Source organism: Sphingomonas sp. BGYR3 (genome assembly GCF_025153455.1).
GTDB lineage: Bacteria > Pseudomonadota > Alphaproteobacteria > Sphingomonadales > Sphingomonadaceae > Sphingomonas.
Map to the genome: position 1 here is coordinate 132,856 of NZ_JANZNT010000001.1, position 25,807 is coordinate 158,662.

Below are 25,807 nucleotides of genomic sequence, written 5' to 3' on the forward strand. Positions count from 1 at the left end.
GAGGATGAATGACCGGATTTCCTGCCGACCGACTGATCTTCGGCCCCGATGATGTCGATCTGTCCCGGTCCCCCTTGGCCGGAAAGCTGGATGCCGAAACCTATGTGCTGGGTGCGTTCAATCCCGGGCTGACCCGGTTGCCCAACGGCAATCTTGTGCTGTTCGTTCGGGTGGCAGAGGCGCTGCGCCACCCGGTCGTCGATGGTCATGTCCGTGCGATCCGCTGGAACGACGGCACCTATGTCCTCGATGCCTGGCCGGTGGAGGGCGTCGACATGGCCGATCCGCGCAAGTTCCTGATCCGGGGGGAACGATGGACGGTCATGGCGCTGACATCGCTGTCCTGGATCCTGCCGGTCGAACTGGACGCAGACGGCCAGCGCGTCGTCGCCGTTCATTATGACCGCGCGATTGCGCCGCAGGCGAGCTTTCAATGCTATGGTATTGAGGATGCACGGGTATCGCGCTGTGGGGATCGCTGGCTGATGACGATCTGTTCGGTCAGTCCGGAACGCCACTGCACAACCTTGTACAGTTCGGACAACGGCCTTGATTTCACGTTTGAGGACATCGTCCTCGATCATCAGAACAAGGATATGCTGATCTTTGAAGGACAGATCGACGGGCGTTACTGGGCGCAGACGCGGCCGCTTGGCGACCTGTATTTCGCCTATCCGCCGGGCAGTGCCTGGCGTCCGGGGCCGTCCATCAATCTGGCGGTGTCCCCCGATGCGCGGCACTGGAAACCGCATTGCCGCCCCGGCATCCGGCCCGGCGCGTCCACCCTTGCAACCGCACGCATGGGTGGCGGCGCGCCGCCGATCCTGACGGACGATGGCTGGCTGACCCTGTGGCATGGCGTCGAGCCGAGCGGAAAGGTCGGCATTTACCGGACATACTGGTCAATCCTTGACCGCCACGACCCATCGCTGATTGTTCGCAGCGACGACCAGCCGCTGCTGGAGGCCGCGCCCGCGCTGACCGCGCCGATGGAAGACAGGATGTATCTGCGCGACATCGTGTTCACCACGGGCATCGTGGATGCGGGCGATCATTTCATCGTTGCATCGGGAGAGGCAGACCTTGTCTGTCGCATCACGGCGATACCAAAGTCGACGTTCGGGCTGAGCTAACACACCGTGCCGCTTCGTGCTTTCAGCGGGTGGAGACAGGTGCCCCTGATCTCCGCAGTGACGTGACCCTGCCATGGACCGTGTGCCGGAGTGCGCGACTATTTCTAAGTCGGTCCTGGTGGCAAATCGCAACGAGTTCCGGGAGCATTTCAGTCCATGCCCCTCGAGCGACGAAAAACGATGGTGCAAAAGTGGGAGCCCGTTTCACCGGATCGTCTGAATTGGCGCAGTTTCGCCATTTTCTGCTTGACGATGGTGACCCCTACGGGAATCGAACCCGTGTTTCAGCCGTGAGAGGGCCGCGTCCTAACCGCTAGACGAAGGGGCCGTCCGGTTGCGGAGCGCGGGCATTAGGCCTGGCGACCGGCAGCGTCAAGGCGGACGCGGCGCTGGTTCAGCACCTCATAGGCCATGACGGCGGTGGCGACGGCTGCATTCAGGCTGTCGGCGCGGCCCAGCATGGGGATTTTGACGAGGACGTCGCACGCCTCCGCCATTTCGGGCAGCATTCCCTGCGCCTCGTTGCCTGTCAGCAAAAAGGTTGGCGGACGATAATCCGGCAGCTGGTAATCGACGGCCCCATCAAGGTGCAGGCCGACCAACTGTCCTTCGCCCGCGCGCAGCCAGTCCAGAAACCCTGACCAGTCAGACCGGGCCAGCGCGACCGTAAACAGCGCGCCCATGCTCGCCCGAACGGCTTCCACCGAAAACGGATCGGTGCATTCGCCGATCAGGATGACGCCGCCTGCGCCGACCGCGTCTGCGGTGCGCAGGATCGTCCCCAGATTGCCGGGATCGCGTAGCCGTTCCGCCACCAGCCAGATCGGCGCAGCGTGGCGGTCGATCCGGTCAAGGGCGGTGGGCAGTTCGGCATAAACGCCGATCACCGCGCCGGGATTATCCTTTCCCGACAGTTTGGACAGGATGTCGTCGCTTGTCTCGATCGCCTCGCCGCCTGCCTGCTCGACCGCCGACACGAGGCGGCGAACCAGGGGGTGCGATGCCGACTGGTCGGCAAAGAACAGCAGCTCCGGCACATGGCCGGCATCCAGCGCCTCGGTCAGGATGCGCAGTCCCTCCGCCAGGAACCTGCCCTGTTCGCGCCGATGACGCTTGTCGCGCAGCGCGCGAACGTCCTTGATCAGGGGGTTGGAAAAGGCGGTGATCTGACGGGTCATGGCGGCGTCCTATCAAGGACAAGGCGGCAAAAGTCGAGCCGCGCCCTAATCCTCGCCGAACTTGTCCTCGACCAGTGCGGCCATGGCGGCCACCGTCGCCTCTGCGTCCGGCCCTTCGGCGCTGATGGTGATGGTATCGCCCTTTGCCGCGCCCAGCATCATCAGCCCCATGATCGAGGTGCCGGTGACGCTGGACCCGTCCTTTTCCACCTCGACCTGAGCGTCCTGAGATGCGGCGAGGGTCACGAACTTTGCGCTTGCCCTGGCGTGCAGGCCGCGGCGGTTGGTGATGGTGACGGTGCGGCTCACCCGGCTCATGCAGCAGCTTCGCCCAGCACTTCCGATGCCACGGAGATGTATTTGCGTCCCGCCTCGCGCGCTGCGGCAACGGCGTCGGCCACCTTCATCGCCTTGCGCGCGCCGCCAAGCCGGATCAGCATCGGCAGGTTGATGCCGGCAATGACTTCGATCCGACCCTGCTCCATCAGGGAGATGGCGAGGTTCGACGGGGTGCCGCCGAACAGGTCGGTCAGGACGATTACACCCTTGCCCGCGTCGACGGTTTCGATCGCCCGGGCAATATCCGCCCGGCGTTCCTCCATGTCGTCATCCGGCCCGATCGAGATCGGGACGATCCGTTCCTGGACCCCCACGACATGTTCCATTGCCATGACGAATTCTTCGGCCAGCCGCCCATGCGTTACGAGTACTAAACCGATCATGATGCAGCATTTCCGTCCATTGACTGGTCCGTTGGCGATCCTTCGAGCGAGTCCTGCGGCGCGGCGCCAAGATCGCGATGTGCCAAGGTGAGCGAAAAACCCTCTCCGCGCAACCGTTTCGCCAGCCGCTCGGCAACATGGACCGACCGGTGTCTTCCCCCGGTACACCCGATGGCGATGGTGACATAGGCCTTGCCCTCCGCCCGGTAGCGGGGGATCAGCATCAGCAACAGGCCCTCGATCCGCTCCATCGCTTCGGCATAGGCGGGGTCGCCCGCGACATAGGCGCTGACCGGTTCGTCCTGCCCGGTGCCGGGCCGAAGATCGGGGACCCAGTGCGGATTGCGCAGGAACCGCATGTCGAACACGAGGTCGGCATTGCGTGGCAGACCGCGCGCAAAGCCGAACGATAGGATGGTCACAACCGGCTCGCCCTCGCCCGGCCCGGCAAAGGATCGACGGATTTCGGCGGCAAGGTCATTTGCCCGCATCTCCGTCGTGTCGATCAGCCGGTTCGCCCAGCGCCGGATGGGCGCCAGCAATTCGCGTTCGCGGGCGATGCCGTCGGGGGCAGGGCGGTCCAGCGCCAGCGGGTGGCGCCGCCGCGTTTCGGAATAGCGCCGCTCCAGCTCTCCCCCGGCGCAATCCAGGAACAGAGTGCCGATATCGTGACCATGGGTCTCGCTCAGCTTCTTGATCCGCCTGACGATCGCCTCGGCATCGAATCCGCGCGTCATCGCACCGATGCCGATGGCCAGTGGCCGTTCGTTCGACCCATCGGGAAGGGCCGTTGCCATCAGCCGGTCGAGCAGCAGCAGCGGCAGGTTGTCGACCACTTCCCAGCCAAGATCCTCCAGCGTCCGCAGAACGGTCGATTTACCGGCACCCGACATGCCGGTGACCAGCAGGATGCGCGTCGGCGCGTTACCGGTCATTGTGCGGCGATCAGCTGACGGACAGCGAGTTCGACCTTGATCGGCGCGGATTGTTCGAACGGATTGAGTACCAGCACGGGCAATGTCGTGCCCAGCAGATGCCGCCGATTTTCATCGGGCAGGCGTGGCGGCTGGGCATGAAGCTGCACGGTCATCGCAACGGGAACCCCCGCGACAAACGGCATGTCGACGATGCCGACCCCCCGAACTTCGATCCGGCCGGCAATCCTGTCCGGCGCCGAAGCCATCACCTGTCCGTCGCGCCGCTGTACCAGCGTGTAATCGTCGCTGACCAGCGATGCGCCCCGATCGATCAGGCGAAGCGCAAGGTCCGATTTGCCGGAACCGGACGCGCCCTCGATCAGTACGGCTCGCCCCTGAATGGCGATGCAGGTGGCGTGGATGGTTTCCGATGATAGCTGGTTCATGCTGCCCTGTTCACCGGCAACCGGACGGTGAAACGCGCCCCCGATTGCCGATCCATACGCGATTCGACCCCGATCATGCCCTGATGTCCTTCGACAATCGTACGCGCAATGGCAAGTCCCAGGCCCGAATGGGTCCCAAAGGCCTCGCCGCCCGGACGGACCGTGTGAAAACGGCGGAAAACGGCCTCTCGCTCGCTTTCCGGGACGCCGGGACCGTCATCCTCCACGGCGACGCAGGCCATATCGTCGATCACGTCAATCGTGATCGAGATGGTGCCGCCATCGGGCGAAAAGGACACGGCATTGTCGATCAGATTTTCGAACACCCGCTCTAGCCGGGTGCCGTCGCCCATCACCACGGCCCGGTCGCCAGCGTGCGATTCCAGCGCAATGCGTATGCCGTTGGGCAGGCCGCGGGTACGATGCCCGTCGACCAGATGCGCGATCAGGCTGGTCAGCGAAATCGGCTCGAACTGCGTGCGGCTCAGCTGGGCATCCAGGCGCGAGGCATCGGAAATGTCGGTGATCAGCCGATCCAGCCGCAACACATCGTCGCGGATGATCGCGATCAGCCGTTCCTGAAGCGTCGGATCGCGTACCGTCGCCAGACTGTCCACGGCGGAACGAAGCGAGGCGAGCGGGTTCTTGATCTCATGCGTCACATCGGCGGCGAAACTCTCGGTCGCGTCGATGCGGGCGGTCAGTGCCTGGCTCATGTCCGACAGGGCGCGGGCGAGCATCCCGATCTCGTCCCGCCGGCTGGGCAGGCGCGGAACTACGACGCCGCGCGCCCGGCCCAGCCGCACGCGCACCGCCGCCACCGCCAGCCGCCGCATCGGCCGCACGATGGTGCGCGCAAGGAACAGCGAGAGAAGGATCGACACCAGCGTGACGACCAGCAGCACCATGGACAGGCGGAACCGTTCCACCCGGACGGTCCGGGTAATCTCCAGCGCGTTGACCGAACTTAGCACGGCGCCCCCGCGGGCCAGCGGCGCCGCGGCCGTGATGACGACCGTCCGGTCGGGCGCGCGCCATGCCGATGCGGCGGGCCGTCGCTTGCGGATCGCGGAGGCGACATCCGGCCAGTCCAGCCCGCGATCGGCGGCGCGTTCGCGGTACAGCGGCGCGCGGGCGGTGCCGACCACGGTGTCGATCATGGCATCTAGAAATCGCGCCGCATCCTGTTGCCAGGGATCCTTGTCCGGATCGCGCAGCTGGAAATTGCGGACGCCAAGCACCCGGCTGTCGTCGGACAGCTTCCCGCCCGGCTGATAGACGCGGATGCGAGCGCCGGACACTTTGGCCAGCGCGGCGACCGCCGCTGCCCGTCCGCCGGCATCCGGTGTTCGGTCCAGCGCCTCTGCGACCAGGGCGATTTCATGCTCGGCCCGTTCGATGCGCCCGTCGATGATGCGCGCCCGATAGGTGTCGAGGTAGAAAAACCCCCCCGCCAACAGCGCCAGGGCAAAGATGTTGACCGCCAAAATGCGCGGGGTCAGCGAAATCCGGCCCGACCAGCGGAGCGACAGATCGCGGTCGTCACTCGTCGGCAAAACGATAGCCCGCCCCGTACAGCGTCTTGATCGAATCAAACTCGGGATCGACCTCCCGGAACTTGCGCCTCACCCGCTTGATGTGGCTGTCGATGGTGCGGTCGTCGACATAAATGTCGTCCTGATATGCGGCGTCCATCAACTGGTTGCGCGTCTTGACGATCCCCGGCCGCTGAGCGAGCGTTTCAAGGATCAGGAACTCGGTCACCGTCAGTGTGACCGGACGATCATCCCAGGTCACGCTGTGCCGTGCCGGGTCCATCGACAGGCGACCGCGCACCAGCACCGGTGCGCTTTCAGCCCCGCCATCCTGCTGACCATCGCCGGCGTTGCCGCGCGCCAGATCGGCCCGGCGTAGGATCGCGCGGATGCGGGCGATCAGCAGGCGCTGGCTGAACGGTTTGGCGATGTAATCGTCGGCGCCCAGCGCAAGGCCCAGCGCCTCGTCCAGCTCGTCATCCTTGGACGTCAGGAAGATGACCGGCAACTTCGTCTTTTCGCGCAGGCGGCGCAGCAGCTCCAGCCCGTCCATGCGCGGCATCTTGATGTCGAGGACCGCAAGGTCCGGCGGATTGTCGATCAGCGCCTTCAACGCGGAATCGCCATCCGAATAGACCCGCGTCACGAACCCTTCGGCCTGAAGCGCGATCGATACCGATGTCAGGATGTTGCGGTCATCATCCACCAGCGCGATGGTCGCACTCATCCGGCACTCCTTGTCTGCGTTCCCGAACGACTGCCTAGGGCAAAGCGGCGCAGGCCTCAACTGACAGACCCTGTTCTCGAACCGGAACATCTTCCGGGGTTTGACCGCAGCGTCATCAGCGGCTAACCGGACGCCATCTGAATACGTATGCAGCAATGCCGCCCAGGCAGGTTCTGGAGATGACGAATGACGCAGCGCACGCCGATTGCCGGGTTGGCCCGGGTGGGAATCGAAACGCAGGCACAGGTTCACTGGAACCTGCTGACGCCCGCTCTGGTCGAGCACGCCCTGCGTCGCGGCGAGGGCAGGCTGGTCGAAGGGGGTGCGCTGGTCGTCGAAACCGGCAAGCACACCGGGCGGTCGGCCAAGGACAAGTTCATCGTGCGCGACTCGACGACGGAACCCACCATCTGGTGGGGCAAATCCAATGTCGCGATGGACCCTGCGCATTTCGCTGCGCTCAAGGCCGATTTCCTGGCCGAGCTGAGCCAGCGGGACACGCTGTTCGTGCAGGACCTGTACGGCGGATCGCAGCCGGAGCACCGCGTCAATGTGCGCGTGGTCAACGAACTTGCCTGGCACAGCCAGTTCATCCGCACCATGCTGGTTCGCCCTGACGAGGATGCGCTGAAGGGATTCGAGCCGGAATATACCATCATCGACCTGCCCAGCTTTCGCGCCGATCCCGCCCGGCATGGCACGCGGTCGGAAACGGTCATCGCGGTCAACCTGACGGAAAAGCTGATCCTGATCGGCGGCACGGCCTATGCCGGTGAGATGAAGAAGAGCGTGTTCGGCCTGCTCAATTACCTGCTGCCGGAACAGGGCATCATGCCGATGCACTGTTCGGCCAACATGGCGCATGACGGTACCAATACGGCGGTGTTTTTCGGCCTGTCGGGCACGGGCAAGACGACGCTGTCGGCCGATGCCAGCCGGACGCTGATCGGCGATGACGAACATGGCTGGTCCGACACCGCGGTCTTCAATTTCGAAGGGGGCTGTTATGCCAAGATGATCCGGCTGTCCGCCGAAGCGGAACCGGAAATCCATGCCACGACGCGGCGGTTCGGCACGGTGCTGGAAAATGTCGTGATGGACGATGCAACGCGTCAGCTGAACCTCGACGACAACAGCCTGGCCGAGAACACGCGCGGCGCCTATCCGATCGATTTCATTCCCAATGCCTCGCCCGACAATATGGGGCCGGTGCCGCGCAACATCGTCATGCTGACTGCCGACGCCTATGGCGTCTTGCCCCCCATCGCGCGGCTGACGCCGGAACAGGCGATGTACCATTTCCTGTCCGGCTACACGGCGCGGGTCGCGGGGACGGAGATTGGCGTGACCGAGCCGGAAGCGACATTTTCAACCTGTTTCGGTGCGCCGTTCATGCCGCGCCACCCCAGTGTTTACGGCAATCTGCTGAAGGAGCGGATCGCGCGCGGCGGCGTCGCCTGCTGGCTGGTCAACACCGGCTGGACGGGCGGCAAGCATGGCGTCGGCAGCCGGATGCCGATCAAGGCGACGCGGGCGCTGCTGAACGCTGCGCTCGACGGCAGCCTGAACGACGCAGAGTTCCGGACCGATCCCAATTTCGGATTCAAGGTGCCGGTGGCGGTGCCGGGGGTCGACAGTGCGATCCTGGATCCGCGGGCGACATGGGCGGACAAGGCCGATTACGATGCCACGGCCGCGCGACTGGTGGACCTGTTCAATGACAATTTCGCGCAATTCGCCGATCATGTGGACGAGGGCGTGCGCAAGGCCGCGCCGATGGTGACGGTCGCGGGCTGAACCCGCTGGCACGGCCCGACAGTGGAAGGCAGGGATTTCCCGCGGAGGTTCCTGCCGCCGCTCCGACCCGCTGATTGACCGCTCGCCATTGCATGGGCGTAATGATAGCATCCGGCTGATCAGTGATGGAGCGACTCATGGACCTGAATGCGATCCTCAATCAATTCGCCGGCAACGACGCCACCATCGAAAATCTGGGGCAAAAGCTGGGCCTTTCGCCCGAGCATGTGCAGGCCGCAGTGGCGGCGCTGGCCAAGTTTCACCCGATGGACGTGAACACGGCCGAAGGGGCGGCAGCGGAAACCGGGCTGCCGGTCGACACGCTCAACCAGATCATCGGCCAGATCGGCGGCGAGGGGTCGCTGGGCCGTTTCGCGCAAATGCTGGGCGATGACAAAAGCGGCGGCATCGGCGGGATGCTGGGCGATATTGCGGGCAATTTCTTCGGCAAGAAGTAACGCTGTTCCGACGGTTTTCGGGAACCTGATCCGGCCCGGTCGGTTGGCCGGGCATGGTTTCTCTGCTTGATACCCTGTCGCCCTGGGTCAGCGCGCTGATCCAGGTTGCGATCGCAATCTGTGCCGCACTGATCGTCCATTTCGTCGTCTTTGCGGTGGCCACGCGGCTGGCCGCACGCAATGCCAGCAGCATCGACGACCTGTATGTCGCGGCGGCGCGCGGGCCATCGCGCTGGCTGCTGGTCGCGGTTGCGCTGGCCGGTGTGCGCCCCATCCTGTCGCTATCCGCCAGCGGGGATCAGCTGTGGCTGCTGGTTGCCGGTATGGCGATCCCGGCGATCATCGGGTGGATGGCCATCAACCTGATCCGCGCGACGGGTCAGGCGGTCGAAATCCGGGCGGATATCAGCGTCGCCGACAATCTTGCCGCCCGGCGCAAGCGGACGCGTAGCGGGATCCTGACCCGCATTGCAGTGTTCGTCGTCGGGTTTCTGACGCTGTGCATGATGTTGCTGAGCATTCCGGGCGTGCGCAGCGTTGGCGTAACGCTGATGGCATCGGCGGGCCTTGCCGGGCTGGCGGTCGGCGCTGCGGCTCAACCGCTGCTCAAAAACCTGATCGCCGGCATCCAGATGGCGTTTACTGAGCCGATCCGGATCGACGACGTTGTCATCATCGACGGGGAATGGGGCCGGATCGAGGAAATCCGGCTGACCTATGTCGTCGTGGCGATATGGGACGAACGGCGGCTGGTCGTGCCGGTGTCCCGGTTCCTGGACGACAGTTTCCAGAACTGGACCAGGAACAGCAGCCAGTTGCTGGGGACGGTCTTTTTCCACCTTGATCCGACTGCCGACATCGACCGGATCCGTACGCGGTTCGAGGCGATGGTCCGCGCCAATCCGCGCTGGGACGGCCGGGCTCAGGGCTTGCAGGTGACCGAGATTCGTGCCGATGCCATCGAGGTGCGTGGCCTGGCCACCGCACGCGATGCCGGGACGGCATTCGACCTGCGCTGTGACCTGCGCGAAGGGATGCTCGCCTTTCTGCGCGACGAGATGCCGGAGGCTCTGCCGCGGCGGCGGACGGTGATCGAGGGCGACCCGATCCCCGCCGCCGCTGCCCCCGCCTCAGGCTGAACGGCGCTGGATGTAGCGTTCGACGACCTTGTCCAGAACGGTCATCGGCACGCCGCCACCGGTCACCACCGCGTCGTTGAACGTCCGGAAATCGAACTTCGGCCCCAGCATCTGCTTTGCATGATCGCGCAGCCGGTTGATATAGCTGTGCCCGACCTTGTACCCGCACGCCTGGCCCGGCCAGCTGCAATAGCGATCAACCTCGCCCCGCACTTCCTCGACCGTCGAGCCGTTGGTGGTGGCGAACCACTGGATCGCCTGATCGCGGGTCCATCGCTTGGCATGGATGCCGGTGTCGACCACCAGGCGGCACGCGCGAAAGCCCAGGCTTTGCAGATAGCCCAGCCGCATGACGGGATCGTCGGCGTAATAGCCAAGCTCGTCCGCCAGCTGTTCGGCATAGAGCGCCCAGCCTTCGGAATAGGCGTTGAAGCCCAGCATCGACCGGATCAGTGGCAATTTGAACGTATATTCGCCCTGCCACGCATGGCCGGGGATGCTTTCGTGAAACGCCAGATCGGGCAGGGCATAGCGCGGCCAGATTTCCGTGGTGCGCAGGTTGATCCACAACCGGCCCGGCACCTTGCCGTCGATCGTGCCCGCGCCGCCATAGGCACCGGGTGCGCCCGGCTCCACCTCCGGCGCCATCCGCTTCACCTCGACCCGGCCGGGGGCCAGGACGGTGAACGCCTCCGGCATCTTGCGGCGCATGTCGGCGATGGATTTTTCCAGCAGCGCGATGATCTGACGCCGGCCATCGTCATTGTTGGGGAACAGATATTTCGGATCCTTGCCCAGCGCGGTCATCCGTTCGCCCACGCTGCCGTCGCGATAGCCGATGGATTTCAGGATCGTATCCATCTGCCCCTGCAGCTCGGCCAGCTGCACCTTGCCCATCTCGTGGATTTCGTCCGGGGTCAGGCGAGTGGTCGTCGCGGCGCTGAGCGCCCAGGCGTAATAGGCATCCCCTTCGGGCAGTTTCCACGCCCCGGCATCGCTGGTCGCGCGCGGCACATGGCTTTCCAGTTCGGCAAGCTGGCGGGCAAGGGCGGGGGCAATGCGTGCCCGCGCAATCGCCTCGGCACGGGTGGCGTAATCGGCGTTCATCGATCCCGTCCGCCGGGCCAGGGATGACACGATGGTCCATTCCCTTGGATCGCCCTTTTGCGCGATTTTCAGCTGGTTGATCGCCTTGGCCAGGTTGAAGTCGGGCAGGATTACGCCGCGCCCGGCGGCATCGCGCAGCCGTTCCGTCTCGCCATCCAGCTGCCGGGCATAGCCGTCCAGCCGCGCCAGATACGCCTCTGCATCCCAGGGTGTTTCGACGGTGTGGCTGTCGTCAAGGAATTGCGGCACGTCCAGAAACGCGCCGACATTCTGCGCCACGACATAGGGCGAGTTGCGCCACCCGCCAAAGGCGACATCGCCATAGGGAAAGCGATATCCCGCCGCCGCGATCTCGTGCGCCGCCAGCGTGACCTCAAGATCGATGCGGGTTGCCTCGCTCAGCCGGTCCTCGTCCACCGCCTTCATCGCGGCGATCCGCTGGTCGACCGCGCCCGCAATGGCCCGGATACCCTGTGGCGACTTGTCCGCCATCCGCGCCTTCAGCGCCGCGCGCTTGCCGGTATCAATGCCAAGCGAGGTGGCACCCTCCGGATTTTCCCTCAGGATCGCTTCGGTTGCGCCGTCGATCAGCGCGCGTGCAGCCGCATCGGCATCTGTTGCGGCGCTGGCATAGCGCGGGACGATGGCGGCGCTGGCCAAGGTTGCGGTCGTGGTGAGCAGGCGGCGGCGATCAATCAGCAAGGCAGGGCACTCATTCAGATGCAGGTGGCGACAGGGTGGCGAGCGGCGCGATAACAAGCAAGCCGCCATCGACCCGTTCGATGCGCCCGCGCGCGCCGGCGGGCATATCCGGGCCGGTGGCGGGCCATTCGCCGTCCCCGACGCGCACCCGTCCGCTGCCCTCAGACAGCGGCTCCACGACCGTCACTGTCTGACCCACCATGCGCGCCGCACGGTCATTCAGCAGCGGGTCGGCGCTGGCGACCGGCCAGTCGCCATACCACCGCTTGCCGATCAGCACGGCGGCGGTCGTCCATGCCGCAAGGCCGATCAGCTGGCCGATGATGCCCAGATCCGGAAAGATCAGCGCCAAGACACCGGTCAGCGCCGCACCCGCCGCCAGAAAGACCAGGAAAGCACCCGGCACGATCAGTTCGGCCAGGCCGAGCAGCGCCGCCAGGATCAGCCAGAGAAAACCGATATTCCCGTCAAAGCTCACGGCTGGTCACTCCTCGCCGGCAAAGGGGCTGATCCGCTTTCCGGCGGGCGGGGCGGGGGGCGCAGGGGGCTTGGCCGGGTTGCCCAGTGCCTCCTTGGCCAGTTCGCCGATGCCGCCCAGCGTGCCGATCAGCTGCGTGGCCTCGACCGGGAACAGGATCGTCTTGGCATTGGGGCTGGTGGCGAATTTGCCCACCGCCTCTACATATTTCTGCGCGATGAAATAGTTGAGCGATTGAACGCCGCCCTGTTCGATCGCTTGAGAGACGACCTGAGTGGCGGTCGCTTCGGCCTGCGCCGCGCGTTCACGGGCCTCCGCATCGCGGAATGCGGATTCGCGGCGGCCTTCGGCTTCCAGGATGCGGGCCTGTTTCTGGCCCTCTGCGCGCAGGATTTCGGACGCGCGCGTGCCCTCTGCCTCCAGGATGTTGGCGCGTTTTTCGCGTTCCGCCTTCATCTGGCGGCCCATCGCGTTGACGATATCGGCGGGCGGCCGGATGTCCTTGATCTCGACGCGGGTGATCTTGACTCCCCATGGCGTCGTCGCATGGTCGACCACCGCCAGCAGGCGCGCGTTGATCTCGTCCCGCTTGGACAGGGTTTCATCCAGGTCCATCGCGCCCATCACGGTGCGCAGATTGGTCGTCGTCAACTGAAGCAGAGCGACATACAGGTCGGAAACCTCATACGCAGCCTTGGCCGCGTCGAGCACCTGAAAGAACACGACCCCGTCGGTCGAGATCATCGCATTGTCCTTGGTGATGATCTCCTGCCCCGGAATGTCGATCACCTGTTCCATCATGTTGATCTTGCGACCGACGCGATAGAAGAATGCCGGATACAGGTTGAACCCCGGCCGGGCGACATTGGTGAAGCGGCCGAAATGTTCGATCGTGTATTCATACCCTTGGCGCACGATCTTGATACTGGCGAACAGATACATGATCACCAGCATGACGAGCGCAAAGACGCCCGAAATCACCAAATCCATCACCCCACTCCCTCTGGCTTCCCGACGACAGGGCTAGCATAAGCAGGGGATGAGCACAGCCGAAACCGCACCCCGATCCGTCCTGTTCCTGCCCGCCAACAATCCGCGCGCCATGGCCAAGGCACGCGAGCTGCCCGTCGACATGGTGGTGCTCGATCTTGAAGATGCGGTTAAGCCCGAAGACAAGGAAGCGGCACGTCAGGCCGCACGCGATTGTCCCGGCTTTCCGGGCAAGCTGTTTGGCATCCGCGTCAACGCGCGCGAAAGCGATGAGCATGGCGATGACCTGAAGGCGGTGCGTAAATCGGCGGCGACCCATGTCGTTGTGCCGAAAGTGGAGCAGCCCGAAACCGTCATCATCGCCAGCAGTTCTGCGCGCCGCCCTGCGCTGGCGATGATCGAAACCGCCGCCGGGGCGATGAATGTCGGGCCGATCGCGTCGGTTTCGGGCTGGGGGTATTCGATTGCAGGACTGATCGCGGGGACCAACGATCTGGCCGCATCGCTGCGCCTGCCGCCGCGGGCTGGGCGGGCGGCGATGACGACCGCCTTGCAGCTGATCGTCCTTGCCGCGCGCGGCCGCGACATCTGGGCCATCGATGGCGTATTCAATCGCCTTTCCGATCCCGACGGGCTGGCCGCCGAATGTGCGGAGGGGCGGATGCTGGGGTTCGATGGCAAATCGCTGATCCATCCCGGACAGGTCGATGCGTGCCATCAGGCATTTGCCCCGACCGAGGCGGAAATCGAAGCTGCAAGACAGCTGATCGCGGCCTTTACCGGCGGTGCGCAGCGGCACGAAGATACGATGATCGAGGCGATGCACGTCGACCGGGCGCGTGCGATGCTGACACGGGCGGGCCTGACCCCCTAGCCGAACCGGCGGGGTGCGGTTACATGGGCCGCCAATCCGCGATTCTACGGGAACGGCACGCATGGAAATCCCCCTTGGCCTGACATTCGACGATGTGCTGCTGGTTCCGGCGGAATCGGAAGTGCTGCCCAGCGGCGCCGACACCCGGACGCGCGTGTCGCGGGGCCTGGCCCTCAACATCCCGTTCCTGTCGTCGGCGATGGATACGGTGACCGAAAGCGACATGGCGATCGTGATGGCGCAGATGGGCGGCATCGGCGTGCTGCACCGCAATCTGACCGTCGAGGAACAGGTCGCCGCCGTGCGGGCCGTGAAGCGGTTCGAAAGCGGCATGGTGGTCAATCCGATCACGATTGCGCCCGATGCCCCGCTGGCCGAGGCACAGGCGCTGATGGCCCGTCACCGGATCAGCGGGATTCCCGTGGTGGAAAAATCGGGCCGCCTGGCCGGGATCCTGACCCACCGCGACACCCGCTTTGCCGAAAATCCCGGTCAGCCGGTCAGCGAGCTGATGACCCGCGATAATCTGGCCACCGTTTCCCCCGGCGTCAGTCAGGAGGAGGCGCGCCGCCTGCTGCACCAGCGGCGGATCGAAAAGCTGCTGGTCGTCGATGATGCGTATCACTGCATCGGCCTGATCACGGTCAAGGACATTGAAAAGGCCGTCACCTATCCCAGCGCGACCAAGGACGCTGCCGGGCGGCTGTGCGTCGCGGCCGCGACCACGGTTGGTGACAAGGGGTTCGAACGGACCGAGGCGCTGGTCGATGCCGAATGCGATGTGATCGTCATTGATACCGCCCATGGCCATAACCGCGAGGTTGCCCGCGCCGTGGAGCGGGTGAAGCGGCTGTCCAATTCGGTTCAGGTCATTGCCGGCAACGTCGCCACTGCCGAGGCGACCCGCGCGCTGATCGGCGCCGGGGCGGACGGGGTAAAGGTGGGCATCGGCCCCGGCTCCATCTGCACCACGCGCGTCGTTGCCGGCGTTGGCGTGCCGCAGCTGACCGCGGTGATGGAATCGGCAAAGGCCGCGCGCGAGCATGACGTGCCGGTCATCGCCGATGGCGGCATCCGCACGTCGGGCGATGTTGCCAAGGCGCTGGCCGCCGGTGCGTCTGCCGTGATGATCGGTTCGCTGCTGGCCGGAACCGAGGAAGCGCCGGGCGAGACGTTCCTGTATCAGGGCCGGGCGTACAAAAGCTATCGCGGCATGGGCAGCGTCGGCGCGATGGCGCGCGGTTCGGCCGACCGCTATTTCCAGGCGGACATCAAGGACCAGATGAAGCTGGTACCCGAAGGGATCGAGGGGCAGGTGCCGTTCAAGGGCCCGGCCAAGGATGTGATCCATCAGCTGGTCGGCGGGGTAAAGGCGGCGATGGGCTATACCGGCAGCCACACCATCCCCGAACTTCAGGAACGGGCACGGTTCGTGCGCATCACCAATGCGGGCCTGCGCGAAAGCCATGTCCATGATGTCACCATCACGCGAGAGGCGCCCAATTATCCGACGCGCTGAGCCTTTGGCCCGGCGCACGGACGGCCTGGCGCCATGACCGATTCCCAGAAACTCTGGCTGATCGTGGCCCTGGCCGCGCTGTACATCGTGGTTCGCATCCGCCTGTTCCGGGTCCGCTGGGCACGGACCAAGGCGCGGCTGGCAGAGGAACAGGCGATGGAGGCGGAACAGGCCAAGCAGGCTGAACAGGAGCATCAGGCATGACGCCGGGCGCGCGCGTTCAGGCGGCGATCGAGCTGCTCGATGCCATCATCCTTGCCGCCCGCGATCAGGGCGCGTCCGCCGACGTGCTGATCGCCCGATATTTTGCGGGTCGCCGCTATGCCGGGTCGAAAGACCGTCGGGCGGTGCGTGAGCTGGTCTATGCGGCCATCCGGATGCTGGGGGACCGTCCGGTCAGTGGCCGCACGGCGATGCTGGCGCTGGCTGACAGCGATCCGGCACTTGCAGCGACCTTCGGTTCCGGCGGCCATGCGCCGGCTGCGCGGGAGGCCCATGAAGTGCCCGCCACGCCCGGCGTCCTGCCCGAATGGCTGGCGCAGCGGATGACGGATAGCGGCGTCGGCGCGGACGTTCAGGCATCGCTGCTGGACCGTGCCCCGCTGGATATCCGGGTCAATCCTTTGCGATCGGACGTCGGGGCGGTTCTGGCGGCTTTTCCGGAAGCGGCGGGCATTGACGGCCTGCCGAACGGCCTTCGGTTGCCGGCGGATACCCGCGTCGATCCCAATCCGCTGTATGAGGCGGGTGCATTCGAGATTCAGGACGCGGGCAGCCAGTGGGTGACACTGGCCAGCGGGGTTGCGCCCGGCATGGCGGTCATCGACCTGTGTGCAGGGGGCGGCGGCAAGACGCTGGCGCTGGCGGCGATGATGGCGGGGGAGGGACGGATCATCGCCAGCGATACCGATCGTGCCCGCCTGTCGCGCTTGGCCCCCCGCGCTGCCCGTGCGGGGGTGACGGGCATCGAACCTGTGCTCATCAACCCCATGCGGGAGGCAGAGGGGCTGGCCGAATGGCACGGCAGGGCGGATCATGTCCTGATCGACGCGCCCTGTTCCGGCACGGGCACATGGCGGCGCAATCCGGAGGCGCGCTGGCGGCTGACGCCCGACCGGCTCGTCCGGCTGGCGGAAACGCAGCAACGGCTGCTGGGCGTCGCCGCGCGGCTCGTCCGGCCGGGCGGGACGCTGACCTATATCGTCTGTTCGCTGCTCGATGCCGAGGGGCGGGATCAGGCAGAGGCCTTTCTGGCCGCGCATCCCGACTGGACGGCGGTCGACCGGCCCATCCCGATCGGCACACCGCATGGCCCCGGCCTGCGGCTTGATCCAGCTACCCACTCGACGGACGGCTTTTTTGTCGTAACAATGGCGGCGAAAGCGAACTGAACCCATGGCTGCCCTGGAGACCGCAATGCGAGTAATCGCCGTTAGCACCGCCGCCGCGCTGACCGTCCTGTGCCTTGGCACGTCGCTGACCGCGCAGCGGCCGGACGATCAGGTCGATGCGAAGTCGCTGGCGCTGCTTGAAAAGAGCCGCGCGGCAAAGGCGGCGGGCAATCTGGAATCCGCGGTGGACCTGGCCGAAACGGCGCTGGTGATCGATCCGCGCAACCGGGCGGCCTATGTGCAGCTGGGCGATCTGGCGACCGCACGCGAATTGCCGGGCAAGGCCCTGGGCTTTTACCGGGATGCGCTGAACCTGGAGCCGACGGATGTGTCGGCATTGCGCGGGCAGGGCGAGGCGCTGGTCGCCAAGGGCGCGGTCAACCGGGCGCGCGAGACGCTGGCCAAGATCAAGACGATCTGTGCCAAACAGTGCCCGGAGGCGACCCAGCTTGCCATGGCGATCGAAAAGGGTCCGCCAGCGATCCAGACGGCGGTGAAGAGCGATCCGCCGGTCACGGTCATCCCGGACAAGGTGCCGGAAGCCAATCCCTGACGCCCACCCTCGCTGACGCGGTCAGTTCATCAGCCGGGCAATCGACAGAAAATCGTCCAGGGTCAGCGTTTCGGCCCGGCGGGTGGGATCGATGCCAAGCTGATCCAGCACATCCAGCGCGCCCGGTACGCCCTTCAGGCTTTGACGCAGCATCTTGCGGCGCTGCCCGAACGCGGCGCTGGTGATCTGTTCGAGCCGGGCGAGCCGGATTCCGTCCGGTGTCTGCTTCGGCGTCAGATGGACGACGGCCGACATCACCTTTGGCGGTGGCGTAAAGGCCGACCGGTGCACCGGCATCGCGATGCGCGCATCCGTCCGCCACTGGCTGAGAATGGCCAGGCGGCCATAGGCATCGCTGCCCGCCTTTGCGACGATCCGTTCGGCGACTTCCCGCTGGAACATCAGGGTCAGGCTTGCCCACCACGGAAACCATTCGGTCGACAGCCAGCCGATCAGCAGCTGCGTGCCGACATTATAGGGCAGGTTGGCGACGATGTGCGGCCGCTCGCCCGGAAACAGGGCGGGGGCATCGACCGCCAGGGCATCGCCCTCGATCACCGTCAGCTTGCCGGGCCATGCCACGCCCAGTTCGGCCAGCGCCGGGATGCAGCGCCGATCGCGCTCGATTGCCGTCACCCTGGCCCCGGCCGCAAGCAGCGCGCGGGTCAGGCCGCCCGGACCCGGGCCGATTTCCAGGACCGGCGCGTCGTTCAGATTGCCGGGAATGGCCGCGATGCGGGCCAGCAGCTGTCCGTCGAACAGGAAATTCTGGCCCAGCGCCTTGCTGGCGGTCAGGCCATGGGTGCGAATAACCTCGCGCAGCGGGGGCAGATCAGCCGGTGTCATGGGATCAGGCCGCGCGCCGCTCGACCGAGTCGGCCGCCATGCGCAGCGCGGCGATCATCGCCCCCGGATTGGCCAGCCCCTTGCCCGCAATGCCGAATGCCGTCCCATGATCAGGCGAGGTGCGCACGATGGGCAGGCCGAGCGAGATGTTCACGCCTTCATCGAAATACAGCGTCTTCAGCGGGATCAGCGCCTGATCGTGATACGCGCATAGCACCGCGTCATAGCGGGCACGGGCGCGCGCATGGAACAGCGTGTCAGCGGCAAAGGGGCCGGTCGCATCGATGCCCTCCGCCTGCAGTTGGTGGATTGCGGGCGTGATCCGTTCGATCTCCTCCCGACCCAGTGCGCCATCTTCCCCAGCATGGGGGTTGAACCCGGCAAAGGCCAGCCGGGGCGCGGCGATCCCGAAATTGCGGGCAAGGCCGCGCGCCGTCACCCGCGCCTTGGCCACGATCAGTTCCGGGGTCAGCAGATGCGCAACCTCTGCCAGCGGCAGGTGGGTGGTGATCGGCACCACGCGCAGGTCCGGCCCGGCCAGCATCATTACGACATTGTCCGGCGCGACGCCGCACCGTTCGGCCACGAACTCTGTCTGGCCGGGATGGGTGAAGCCAACCTTGTACAGCTGGGATTTGGAAACCGGGGCGGTGACCAGCGCAGATGCAGCACCCGACCGGGTCAGGCCGACGGCGATCTCCAGCGCCTGAAGCGCACTGCGCGCGCCGTCAATGTCCGGTTCGCCGGGCGCGCCTGCACCGGCATCGACGATGGACAGGACCGGCAGGGCATCGGCAAAGACCGCTGCGGCTTCGCCCGGTTCGGCGATTGCCCGCACCGGCCCCTGCCAGATCCGCTGGATGGAGCGTATATCGCCGACCACGAAAAATGGCGGGACGCGATCCTGGGCCCGACGCTCCCATGCGCCGACGGTGATGTCAGGACCAATTCCCGCCGGATCGCCCAGCGAGACCACCAGGGGCGCACGAAGCGCCGCGGGTGCAGATGTGCCCGTCAACGATATTCGACCACCGCATCGCGCCGCAGATCGCGCAGCATCCGCTGGGCGCGCAGGTTCACCCGTTCCTGCTTCATCTTGTCCTGCATTTCCTCGACGGACGGCAGGCTGGCCGCCCGCTGATCGTCGCGCCCGCACAGCACCAGCACGCGCACGCCATCCTCGCGGGTGCCGAACGGCGGCGTCGCCTCGCCGACATTCAGGTTCATCATGATTTCCTGAAGCTGCGGGGGCAGCGTGCGGATGACGACGGCGTCATTGTCCACGACCTCGGCGCCCAGCTTGGCAGCGACCGTGCCGACATTGCCGCAGCCCTGCAGCGCCTTGGTCGCCTCGGCGAACTCGGCCACCTTGGCATTGCCCTGTGCCTCGGTCGTGCCGGGGGCAAAGCGCATCGTCATCTGGCGCAGCGACAGGCGGGCATCCTTGGGATCAGCGACCAGCACCTGGCGCTTGTCGACCAGGTAGAGGATCGAGAAGCCGCCCGGAATGGCGATCGGTCCCGCCACCTGGCCTGGCTGAAGCTGCTGCGCAGCGGTGGCCAGTGCGTCGGGCAGCACGGCCGCGCGGACCCAGCCCAGATCGCCGCCGACTGTCCGCGTCGTGGCATCCGACCGGGTGGTTGCGAAAAATTCAAAGGGCTGCCCCTGGCGCATGGATGCGATGATCTTCTGCCCCTCGGCAAACACTTCCTGCTGCCGGTCCGGCGTTGCCGCCAGATAGATTTCCTTGACGTGGAACTCCTCGGTCCCCTTGGCATCCTCGATCCGCTTCAGCACCGCCTCGACCTCTTCGGTCGATACGTTGACGAACGCATCGACCTTGCGGCCGATCACCCGCTGCCACGCCAGTTCGCCCTGAATCTGGCGGTACAGCGTCTTGTCCGACGAACCGGCATTGCGCAGGAAGGTGCGCAGTTGCTCCGGCGTCATGTTGAAATTGCGGGCGACGCGGGCAAAACCCTGCGTCACTTCCTGCGGCGTGATCGTGATCTCGTTCGCTTCGGCTTCCTGAATCTGCAGCGTCTCGTCGATCAGGCCGCGCAGCACCTGCAGCTTGAGCTGCTGCATCTGGTCTTCCGGAATCTTGATCTGGTTCAGCGCGACGATCATGGCCACGCGGTGATCGACATCCGTGCCGGTCAGCACCGTGTTGTTCACGATCGCGGTCGGCTTGCGGACATTGGGGTCCGACTTTCCGAAAATCTGGAGATTGGCGGGCAAATCCAGCCCGGCGTTCGGCACTTCGGCATCTTGTGCGCCGGCCATGGCGGCACCAATGCCCGTCATCGTCATCACCGAAGCAGCCAACAGGCTGGCCAGTTGAACGCGCAATCCGTTCTTCATTGAATTCGTTCCCGATCGTCCCTGGGCCATTGCCCCGGCGCAATGCCGCGCAATGGCCATGCAACTCCCTGTCTGAACCCCGGCTTAGCGGCCAAGGTTCAGCAATTCCAGTGTCAGCAGGAAACTGTTGCCCCGCCGCGCATCGCCATTGTCCTGATAATCCCGCCGCCAGGTGACCCCCAGCCGCAGGCAGTCATCGTCATAAGCGACGCCAACCCGGTGGCGGATCGGGGAAAATCCGTCCGACGTCGATAGCAGATCCTCGCGCTGATCGGTCAGATCGACCAATGCCGAACCGAACACAGACCAGAACCGACTGATCGCCACGCGTCCGCCGACCCGCGCTTCCTCGCGGTCCTGAAGGTCGGCCAGATCGAACGAAACGTCGCGGTTCAGCCTCAGATAGCCCAGCTGAGCATAGGTCCGGCGGGTGCCGATCGTGGCGTCGATCTCGTTCCGGCGGACCGCAAAATTGTCCTTGTCCAGCCGGTAACGATGCGTGAAGCGCAGGAAATCGCGAAAGCGCACATCGGTTCGCCCGACAATGTCGGACACCTTTTCCGACAGGCCGGTGCCGTCGGGCAGGATGCTGGACCGGCTGGTCAGGCGAAAGCTCTGTCCCACAGTGGTGTTGATCGCAACGCCGGGCAGGTCGAGCGCGTATTCAACTCCGGCGGTGAACCGGGTCGAATCCTCGAACCGGTCATATCCGGGAAACCGGTTCAGCGCGAACAGGTTGGAATCTTCCAGATCGACCGCGCGTGCGTCCTCGTTCGGCACGTCGAAATTGTCGATGGGCGGCGCGGCAACCACCTGAAACCGGGGGGTGATCCGCTGAGTGCCACCCAGAAACCCGCCGATGAACGGCCATTTAACGTCAACCGCCGCCGCCGCCACGCCGCGCGTCCGGAACCCTTCTTCCCCGCGATAGCTGGGCACCAGCGTCGATAGCGTATCGCGGGTGTTATAGGCATCGCCGCGGGCATAGGCGGTCAGCGTGACCTCATGCCCCCAGGGCGTCAGCCGCCGCAGGTCCCATCGGGCAGAGGCAAAGGCGCGCTGCGTATCCTGTCCCTCTTCGCGCGACAGGGCCAGCGTGTTGAGCTGAAACTCGAACATCCCGCCGACCACGCCGTCGCCCAACCGCTTGCGAAAATCGATTTCGGGCAGGGCGATGGGCTGCACCCGCTGATTTTCGGTAATGCGCAGCGTCTGCACGGCCCAGCCGCTGATGGAGAAATAGCTCGTCTCGTCCATCCGCTCGACACGGACGACGTTGCGCAGCCGGTCATCGCGCGAAATGTCATAGCGGCGGAGGAACGTCTGGTCGCTGGCCAGCCGGATCGCGCCGGTAAAGCTCCAGTTCGGGTTCAGCTGGAACCGGGCATTGCCCTCGAGATAGCCGCGAAGCTCGCTGCTGCCCGGATCGGTTGCCGTCGATGCAAGGTCGTCCTGCACCCGGCTATAGGTGCCGAACGCCCGCACGCGATAGCTGCCGGTGGCGGTCAGCGCCCGATATTCGCCCTCGATCATCGGCAGGGTGCTGGTGAACAGATGCGGCGTGATGGTCAGATCGCGATTGGGCGCGAGGTTCCAGTAATAAGGGACGGCCAGTTCAAGCCCGTTGACGCGGTCCAGCCGGACCAGCGGGGACAAAATGCCGCGATCGCTGGATTCGCCGGCCGGATGCGAGAATTCGGGCAGCGGCAGGGACGCGATCCCGAAAATGGCCAGCCGCGCACCGCTGTACCGGATGCGTTCCCGAACTGGATCGTAAACAACGCGAACCGCCGTGATCTTCCAGCTCGGCTCCTTTGGACAGCCTTTCGAATCGGTGACGGAACACGGCGTATAGGCAGCGCGATCGACGATGATCCCGCCATTTTCCAGCCGCTCGCCCCGCTCTGCCGCCAGTCGTCCGCCCTGTTCCAGCACCACCAGGATGTTGTCGACGACGCCATCCTTTAGCGAATCGGTCAGCTCGATCCGGTCGCCATAGGCAGTGTCGCCCTCCGGGCTGACGATGGCGACATTACCCTCCGCCACGACGATGCCGGTGTTGCGGTTCCACGTCACCTTGTCGGCGCGCAGGCGGCTTCCTTCGCGGAACAGGCGGACATCGCCGGCCGCCGACACGATTTCGGTGTCGGTGTCATATTCCAGCTGGTCGGATTCGAACTGGACCTGTTCCTCGATGGGCGGTGTGCCCTCTGCAGAGGGCGGCGGGGGGTCCACGGGTCGCTCGGACAGATCCTGCGCCCAGGCGGGCGCGGCGACGCATCCGGTCAGCGCACAGGAAAGCAGGAACAGGGTGCGCGTCACGCGTCGATCATCCTCCGGTGCCGCGTGCGGCGAAACTCAAGTCGCGCCCTATCGCATCCAATGCAGCGCCGCGCAATCAGCGGCATTTCATAGCGCAGGCCGAACGGCTTTGCCTCGCGCCGGTTCCTTTCCTAGATAGGGGGCATCAATCTCCCCAGAACAGAACAGGTCAATGATGGATATCCGCTTTTCCGCAGAACCCGCCAACGAGACGCTGATCCTTTATGCCGTCGACAAACCGGCGTTCGAAGCAGGCACCTTTGGCGCACTGGACCCCACGGCGCTCGCGCTGGTCAAGGCAGCGGCCAGCGCCAGCCGGTTTTCGGCCGAGGCCGGCGCGATCGTTGAAATCGTCGTCCCGCATGGGGACGCGGTGCAGCGCATCGGCCTGATCGGCATCGGTGCCGGGGACGAACCGGCGCTGGAAAAGGCGGGCGGGGCGGTGACTGCACGTTATTTGATCAGCGGGACGACCGCCATCGCCATCGACCTGTCCGCCGTTTCGCCGACGCCGCGCGCGGTATCCCGGCTGGCGCTCGCGGCGCGGCTGCGCGCATGGCGGCACGACGCCTATCGCACCAAGCTGTCGGACAAGGCCAAGCCGAGCCTGAAGCATCTGACCATTCACGGCGCTCCAGAGGGCAGCGAGGCCGCCTGGCGCGACGGCGCCGCACTGGCGTCGGGAGTCGAATTCACCCGTACGCTGGTGACCGAACCGGCGAACATCCTGTACCCCGAAAGCTTTGTCGATCGGTGCCGCGATCTTGCCGATCTGGGCATCGAACTGACCGTGCTGGATGCAGCCGCGATGCGCGACCTTGGCATGGGCGCGCTGCTGGGTGTGGCGCAGGGTTCGGTGCGGGAGGCGCGGATGCTGGCCATGCGCTGGGATGGCCGTGGCAATGGCGGCAACCCGGATGTCGCGCTGGTGGGAAAGGGGGTCACTTTTGACACCGGCGGCATTTCGCTGAAGCCCGGGCCGGGCATGGAGGACATGAAGTGGGACATGGGCGGTGCCGGTGCCGTCGTTGGCGCGATGCGCGCGCTCGCCCTGCGCAAGGCAAAGGCGCATGTGCTTGGCGTTGTCGGCCTGGTCGAAAACATGCCCGACGGCAATGCGCAGCGGCCGGGCGATGTTGTCACGTCCATGTCGGGACAGACGATCGAGGTGCTGAACACCGATGCTGAAGGGCGGCTGGTGCTGTGCGATGTCCTGACCTGGGTTCAGCGCAATCACCGGCCGGGCACCATCGTCGATCTGGCGACGCTGACCGGTGCGATGATCGTGTCGCTGGGGCATGAACATGGCGGCCTGTTCGCCAATGACGATGATCTGGCGGCTCAGCTGACGGCGGCGGGGCTGGCGACGGGTGACAAATTGTGGCGCTTTCCGTTGTCGGATGCCTATGACAAGCTGATCGATAGCCCGATTGCCGACATGAAGAATATCGGTCCGCGCTATGCCGGGTCGATCACGGCAGCGCAGTTCCTGAAGCGGTTCGTGGATGCCGGGGTGCGCTGGGCGCATCTCGACATTGCCGGCATGGTATGGTCGGACAAGCCGGGCGCCACGCATGACAAGGGCGCGACGGGGTATGGCGTGCGCCTGCTCGACCGGTTCGTGGCGGATCATTTCGAGCGCTGATGCAGGTCGATTTCTACCATCTGGCCACGACGCCGATCGACCGGGTGCTGCCGCGCCTGGCCGAACGGGTCGTGGCCGGTGGTGGCCGGTTGCTGGTGGTCAGCGGCGATGCCGGCCAGCGCCAGCGGATCGACGAAAGCCTGTGGACCTATTCTCCCGCCAGCTTCCTCGCTCATGCGCAGGCGGGGCAGGGCGATGACAGCATTCAGCCGGTGCTGATTGCCGGGGATGCCGACCGGCCGGGCAATGGCGCTCGCCACGTCCTGATCGCCGATGGCGAATGGCGGGATGCCGCGCTTGCCTTTGACCGCGCCTTTCACCTGTTTGACGATCAGGCGATCGATGCGGCGCGGGGCGCGTGGCGGGCGCTGGCCGGGCGCGAGGAGGTCGAACGGCGGTTCTGGAAGCAGGACGAGGACGGGCGCTGGCATCAGGCGGCCTGACACCGACTGCCCTTGCATCCACCGACCGACAGGACTAGGGGGCGGCGACTTTTCCAATCAACCCCCAAAGCAGGAGCCGCACGGCCATGGCCGCGAACCGGACCTTTTCGATCATCAAGCCCGATGCCACCCGCCGCAACCTGACCGGTGCGGTCGTCAAGATGCTGGAGGAGGCCGGCCTGCGCGTCGTCGCTTCCAAGCGCATCCGCATGACCCGCCAGCAGGCGGAAGGCTTTTATGGCGTTCACAAGGATCGCCCCTTCTTCGCCGATCTGGTCGCGTTCATGACCAGCGGCCCGGTGGTGGTCCAGGTGCTGGAAGGCGAGAATGCCGTTGCCCGCAACCGCGAGATCATGGGCGCGACCAACCCGGAAAACGCCGCTCCCGGCACGATCCGCAAGGAACTGGCCGAATCGATCGAGGCGAACACCGTCCACGGTTCGGACAGCGACGAGAATGCCGCGATCGAAATCGCGTTCTTCTTCAAGCCGGAAGAAATCGTCGGCTAATTTGAAACGGCC

General features: G+C 65.5%; 26 protein-coding genes and 1 tRNA gene. 12 read left to right on the forward strand and 15 right to left on the reverse strand.

Translation table 11 applies throughout. From position 1 onward, the window contains the following. Window positions 1-8: 8 nt before the first annotated feature. On the forward strand, window positions 9-1,133 hold the full coding sequence (locus NYR55_RS00645) for a glycosidase (RefSeq protein WP_260019330.1): 1,125 nt from the start codon (window positions 9-11) through the stop codon (window positions 1,131-1,133). A gap of 253 nt (window positions 1,134-1,386) precedes the next feature. On the opposite strand, the gene NYR55_RS00650 is transcribed toward NYR55_RS00645, so the two are convergent. From NYR55_RS00650 to NYR55_RS00685, 8 genes are all read right to left on the reverse strand, one after another. Beyond that, window positions 1,387-1,461, reverse strand: a tRNA-Glu gene (locus NYR55_RS00650). 22 nt (window positions 1,462-1,483) lie between these two features. Next, entirely contained in the window at window positions 1,484-2,311 is an 828-nt protein-coding gene (locus NYR55_RS00655; RefSeq protein ID WP_260019331.1) for an RNA methyltransferase, read from the reverse strand. 45 nt (window positions 2,312-2,356) lie between these two features. Next, on the reverse strand, window positions 2,357-2,629 hold the full coding sequence (locus tag NYR55_RS00660) for an HPr family phosphocarrier protein (protein ID WP_260019332.1): 273 nt from the start codon (window positions 2,627-2,629) through the stop codon (window positions 2,357-2,359). Further along, window positions 2,626-3,033, reverse strand: coding sequence for a PTS sugar transporter subunit IIA (locus NYR55_RS00665; protein ID WP_260019333.1), 408 nt, complete (start codon window positions 3,031-3,033; stop codon window positions 2,626-2,628). Before NYR55_RS00665 ends, NYR55_RS00660 begins: the two co-directional genes overlap by 4 nt. Beyond that, window positions 3,030-3,968: an RNase adapter RapZ gene (rapZ, locus tag NYR55_RS00670; RefSeq protein WP_260019334.1), complete on the reverse strand. Its 939-nt coding sequence runs from the start codon at window positions 3,966-3,968 to the stop codon at window positions 3,030-3,032. The genes NYR55_RS00665 and rapZ overlap by 4 nt, the downstream gene beginning before the upstream one ends. Continuing rightward, window positions 3,965-4,396 (reverse strand): HPr kinase/phosphatase C-terminal domain-containing protein, encoded by a 432-nt coding sequence (locus NYR55_RS00675; protein ID WP_260019335.1) that lies wholly within the window; start codon window positions 4,394-4,396, stop codon window positions 3,965-3,967. Before NYR55_RS00675 ends, rapZ begins: the two co-directional genes overlap by 4 nt. Beyond that, a complete protein-coding gene (locus NYR55_RS00680) occupies window positions 4,393-5,952 on the reverse strand; it encodes a sensor histidine kinase (protein WP_260019336.1) in 1,560 nt (519 codons plus the stop codon). The genes NYR55_RS00675 and NYR55_RS00680 overlap by 4 nt, the downstream gene beginning before the upstream one ends. Beyond that, a complete protein-coding gene (locus NYR55_RS00685; protein ID WP_260019337.1) occupies window positions 5,939-6,658 on the reverse strand; it encodes a response regulator transcription factor in 720 nt (239 codons plus the stop codon). The genes NYR55_RS00680 and NYR55_RS00685 overlap by 14 nt, the downstream gene beginning before the upstream one ends. A 186-nt stretch (window positions 6,659-6,844) precedes the next feature. Here NYR55_RS00685 and NYR55_RS00690 point away from each other — a divergent pair, with 186 nt between their 5' ends. The 3 genes from NYR55_RS00690 to NYR55_RS00700 all read left to right on the forward strand — a co-directional run bounded on the left by NYR55_RS00690 (window position 6,845) and on the right by NYR55_RS00700 (window position 10,052). Beyond that, window positions 6,845-8,455 carry a phosphoenolpyruvate carboxykinase gene (locus NYR55_RS00690; RefSeq protein ID WP_260019338.1) on the forward strand — a complete coding sequence of 537 codons (1,611 nt, stop codon included), beginning with the start codon at window positions 6,845-6,847 and terminating at the stop codon, window positions 8,453-8,455. Window positions 8,456-8,592: 137 nt separating this feature from the next. Next, entirely contained in the window at window positions 8,593-8,913 is a 321-nt protein-coding gene (locus tag NYR55_RS00695; RefSeq protein WP_260019339.1) for a hypothetical protein, read from the forward strand. Between the two features lie 53 nt (window positions 8,914-8,966). Further along, on the forward strand, window positions 8,967-10,052 hold the full coding sequence (locus tag NYR55_RS00700; protein WP_260019340.1) for a mechanosensitive ion channel family protein: 1,086 nt from the start codon (window positions 8,967-8,969) through the stop codon (window positions 10,050-10,052). On the opposite strand, the gene NYR55_RS00705 is transcribed toward NYR55_RS00700, so the two are convergent. From NYR55_RS00705 to NYR55_RS00715, 3 genes are read right to left on the reverse strand one after another with little or no spacing between them, the layout of a single operon-like run. After that, complete coding sequence (locus NYR55_RS00705) at window positions 10,044-11,861, reverse strand: DUF885 family protein (RefSeq protein WP_260019341.1); 1,818 nt, start codon at window positions 11,859-11,861, stop codon at window positions 10,044-10,046. The genes NYR55_RS00700 and NYR55_RS00705 overlap by 9 nt on opposite strands. 10 nt (window positions 11,862-11,871) lie before the next feature. Next, on the reverse strand, window positions 11,872-12,339 hold the full coding sequence (locus tag NYR55_RS00710) for an NfeD family protein (protein WP_260019342.1): 468 nt from the start codon (window positions 12,337-12,339) through the stop codon (window positions 11,872-11,874). Between the two features lie 6 nt (window positions 12,340-12,345). Next, window positions 12,346-13,329 carry an SPFH domain-containing protein gene (locus NYR55_RS00715; RefSeq protein WP_260019343.1) on the reverse strand — a complete coding sequence of 328 codons (984 nt, stop codon included), beginning with the start codon at window positions 13,327-13,329 and terminating at the stop codon, window positions 12,346-12,348. 49 nt (window positions 13,330-13,378) lie between these two features. Between NYR55_RS00715 and NYR55_RS00720 the strand changes: the two genes are divergently transcribed. The 5 genes from NYR55_RS00720 to NYR55_RS00740 all read left to right on the forward strand — a co-directional run bounded on the left by NYR55_RS00720 (window position 13,379) and on the right by NYR55_RS00740 (window position 17,666). Continuing rightward, the gene (locus NYR55_RS00720; protein ID WP_260019344.1) at window positions 13,379-14,203 is read left to right on the forward strand and encodes a CoA ester lyase; all 825 of its coding nucleotides are present in this window, start codon (window positions 13,379-13,381) and stop codon (window positions 14,201-14,203) included. 61 nt (window positions 14,204-14,264) lie between these two features. Continuing rightward, a complete protein-coding gene (gene guaB / locus NYR55_RS00725; protein WP_260019345.1) occupies window positions 14,265-15,722 on the forward strand; it encodes an IMP dehydrogenase in 1,458 nt (485 codons plus the stop codon). Window positions 15,723-15,755: 33 nt separating this feature from the next. Next, window positions 15,756-15,926: a hypothetical protein gene (locus tag NYR55_RS00730; protein ID WP_260019346.1), complete on the forward strand. Its 171-nt coding sequence runs from the start codon at window positions 15,756-15,758 to the stop codon at window positions 15,924-15,926. After that, complete coding sequence (locus NYR55_RS00735; protein WP_260019347.1) at window positions 15,923-17,113, forward strand: RsmB/NOP family class I SAM-dependent RNA methyltransferase; 1,191 nt, start codon at window positions 15,923-15,925, stop codon at window positions 17,111-17,113. The genes NYR55_RS00730 and NYR55_RS00735 overlap by 4 nt, the downstream gene beginning before the upstream one ends. A gap of 25 nt (window positions 17,114-17,138) precedes the next feature. Continuing rightward, window positions 17,139-17,666, forward strand: a complete 528-nt coding sequence (locus tag NYR55_RS00740) for a hypothetical protein (protein WP_260019348.1) — start codon at window positions 17,139-17,141, stop codon at window positions 17,664-17,666. 21 nt (window positions 17,667-17,687) lie between these two features. Here NYR55_RS00740 and rsmA read toward each other — a convergent pair whose 3' ends face one another. The 4 genes from rsmA to lptD form a co-directional block, all read right to left on the reverse strand. Beyond that, on the reverse strand, window positions 17,688-18,512 hold the full coding sequence (rsmA, locus tag NYR55_RS00745) for a 16S rRNA (adenine(1518)-N(6)/adenine(1519)-N(6))-dimethyltransferase RsmA (protein ID WP_260019349.1): 825 nt from the start codon (window positions 18,510-18,512) through the stop codon (window positions 17,688-17,690). Window positions 18,513-18,516: 4 nt separating this feature from the next. Continuing rightward, a complete protein-coding gene (gene pdxA, locus NYR55_RS00750; protein ID WP_260019350.1) occupies window positions 18,517-19,530 on the reverse strand; it encodes a 4-hydroxythreonine-4-phosphate dehydrogenase PdxA in 1,014 nt (337 codons plus the stop codon). After that, window positions 19,527-20,876, reverse strand: a complete 1,350-nt coding sequence (locus NYR55_RS00755) for a peptidylprolyl isomerase (protein ID WP_260019351.1) — start codon at window positions 20,874-20,876, stop codon at window positions 19,527-19,529. The genes pdxA and NYR55_RS00755 overlap by 4 nt, the downstream gene beginning before the upstream one ends. An 84-nt stretch (window positions 20,877-20,960) precedes the next feature. Continuing rightward, on the reverse strand, window positions 20,961-23,198 hold the full coding sequence (gene lptD / locus NYR55_RS00760; RefSeq protein ID WP_260019352.1) for an LPS assembly protein LptD: 2,238 nt from the start codon (window positions 23,196-23,198) through the stop codon (window positions 20,961-20,963). A 175-nt stretch (window positions 23,199-23,373) separates the two neighbouring features. On the opposite strand from lptD, the gene NYR55_RS00765 reads away from it, so the two are divergent. From NYR55_RS00765 to ndk, 3 genes are all read left to right on the forward strand, one after another. Then, entirely contained in the window at window positions 23,374-24,843 is a 1,470-nt protein-coding gene (locus NYR55_RS00765) for a leucyl aminopeptidase (protein WP_260021505.1), read from the forward strand. Next, window positions 24,843-25,286, forward strand: coding sequence for a DNA polymerase III subunit chi (locus tag NYR55_RS00770; protein WP_260019353.1), 444 nt, complete (start codon window positions 24,843-24,845; stop codon window positions 25,284-25,286). Before NYR55_RS00765 ends, NYR55_RS00770 begins: the two co-directional genes overlap by 1 nt. Window positions 25,287-25,372: 86 nt before the next feature. Further along, window positions 25,373-25,795, forward strand: coding sequence for a nucleoside-diphosphate kinase (gene ndk, locus NYR55_RS00775; protein WP_260019354.1), 423 nt, complete (start codon window positions 25,373-25,375; stop codon window positions 25,793-25,795). Window positions 25,796-25,807 lie beyond the last annotated feature (12 nt).

Coding starts and splice junctions, on each gene's coding strand:
- rapZ (WP_260019334.1), bottom strand. CDS start 3,968: ATGACCGGTAACGCGCCGACGCGCATCCTGCTGGTCACCGGCATGTCG.
- NYR55_RS00645 (WP_260019330.1), top strand. CDS start 9: ATGACCGGATTTCCTGCCGACCGACTGATCTTCGGCCCCGATGATGTC.
- NYR55_RS00685 (WP_260019337.1), bottom strand. CDS start 6,658: ATGAGTGCGACCATCGCGCTGGTGGATGATGACCGCAACATCCTGACA.
- NYR55_RS00755 (WP_260019351.1), bottom strand. CDS start 20,876: ATGAAGAACGGATTGCGCGTTCAACTGGCCAGCCTGTTGGCTGCTTCG.
- NYR55_RS00660 (WP_260019332.1), bottom strand. CDS start 2,629: ATGAGCCGGGTGAGCCGCACCGTCACCATCACCAACCGCCGCGGCCTG.
- NYR55_RS00715 (WP_260019343.1), bottom strand. CDS start 13,329: ATGGATTTGGTGATTTCGGGCGTCTTTGCGCTCGTCATGCTGGTGATC.
- NYR55_RS00690 (WP_260019338.1), top strand. CDS start 6,845: ATGACGCAGCGCACGCCGATTGCCGGGTTGGCCCGGGTGGGAATCGAA.
- NYR55_RS00765 (WP_260021505.1), top strand. CDS start 23,374: ATGGATATCCGCTTTTCCGCAGAACCCGCCAACGAGACGCTGATCCTT.
- NYR55_RS00675 (WP_260019335.1), bottom strand. CDS start 4,396: ATGAACCAGCTATCATCGGAAACCATCCACGCCACCTGCATCGCCATT.
- rsmA (WP_260019349.1), bottom strand. CDS start 18,512: ATGACACCGGCTGATCTGCCCCCGCTGCGCGAGGTTATTCGCACCCAT.
- NYR55_RS00695 (WP_260019339.1), top strand. CDS start 8,593: ATGGACCTGAATGCGATCCTCAATCAATTCGCCGGCAACGACGCCACC.
- NYR55_RS00700 (WP_260019340.1), top strand. CDS start 8,967: ATGGTTTCTCTGCTTGATACCCTGTCGCCCTGGGTCAGCGCGCTGATC.
- NYR55_RS00735 (WP_260019347.1), top strand. CDS start 15,923: ATGACGCCGGGCGCGCGCGTTCAGGCGGCGATCGAGCTGCTCGATGCC.
- NYR55_RS00720 (WP_260019344.1), top strand. CDS start 13,379: ATGAGCACAGCCGAAACCGCACCCCGATCCGTCCTGTTCCTGCCCGCC.
- guaB (WP_260019345.1), top strand. CDS start 14,265: ATGGAAATCCCCCTTGGCCTGACATTCGACGATGTGCTGCTGGTTCCG.
- NYR55_RS00655 (WP_260019331.1), bottom strand. CDS start 2,311: ATGACCCGTCAGATCACCGCCTTTTCCAACCCCCTGATCAAGGACGTT.
- ndk (WP_260019354.1), top strand. CDS start 25,373: ATGGCCGCGAACCGGACCTTTTCGATCATCAAGCCCGATGCCACCCGC.
- NYR55_RS00770 (WP_260019353.1), top strand. CDS start 24,843: ATGCAGGTCGATTTCTACCATCTGGCCACGACGCCGATCGACCGGGTG.
- NYR55_RS00730 (WP_260019346.1), top strand. CDS start 15,756: ATGACCGATTCCCAGAAACTCTGGCTGATCGTGGCCCTGGCCGCGCTG.
- NYR55_RS00740 (WP_260019348.1), top strand. CDS start 17,139: ATGCGAGTAATCGCCGTTAGCACCGCCGCCGCGCTGACCGTCCTGTGC.
- NYR55_RS00665 (WP_260019333.1), bottom strand. CDS start 3,033: ATGATCGGTTTAGTACTCGTAACGCATGGGCGGCTGGCCGAAGAATTC.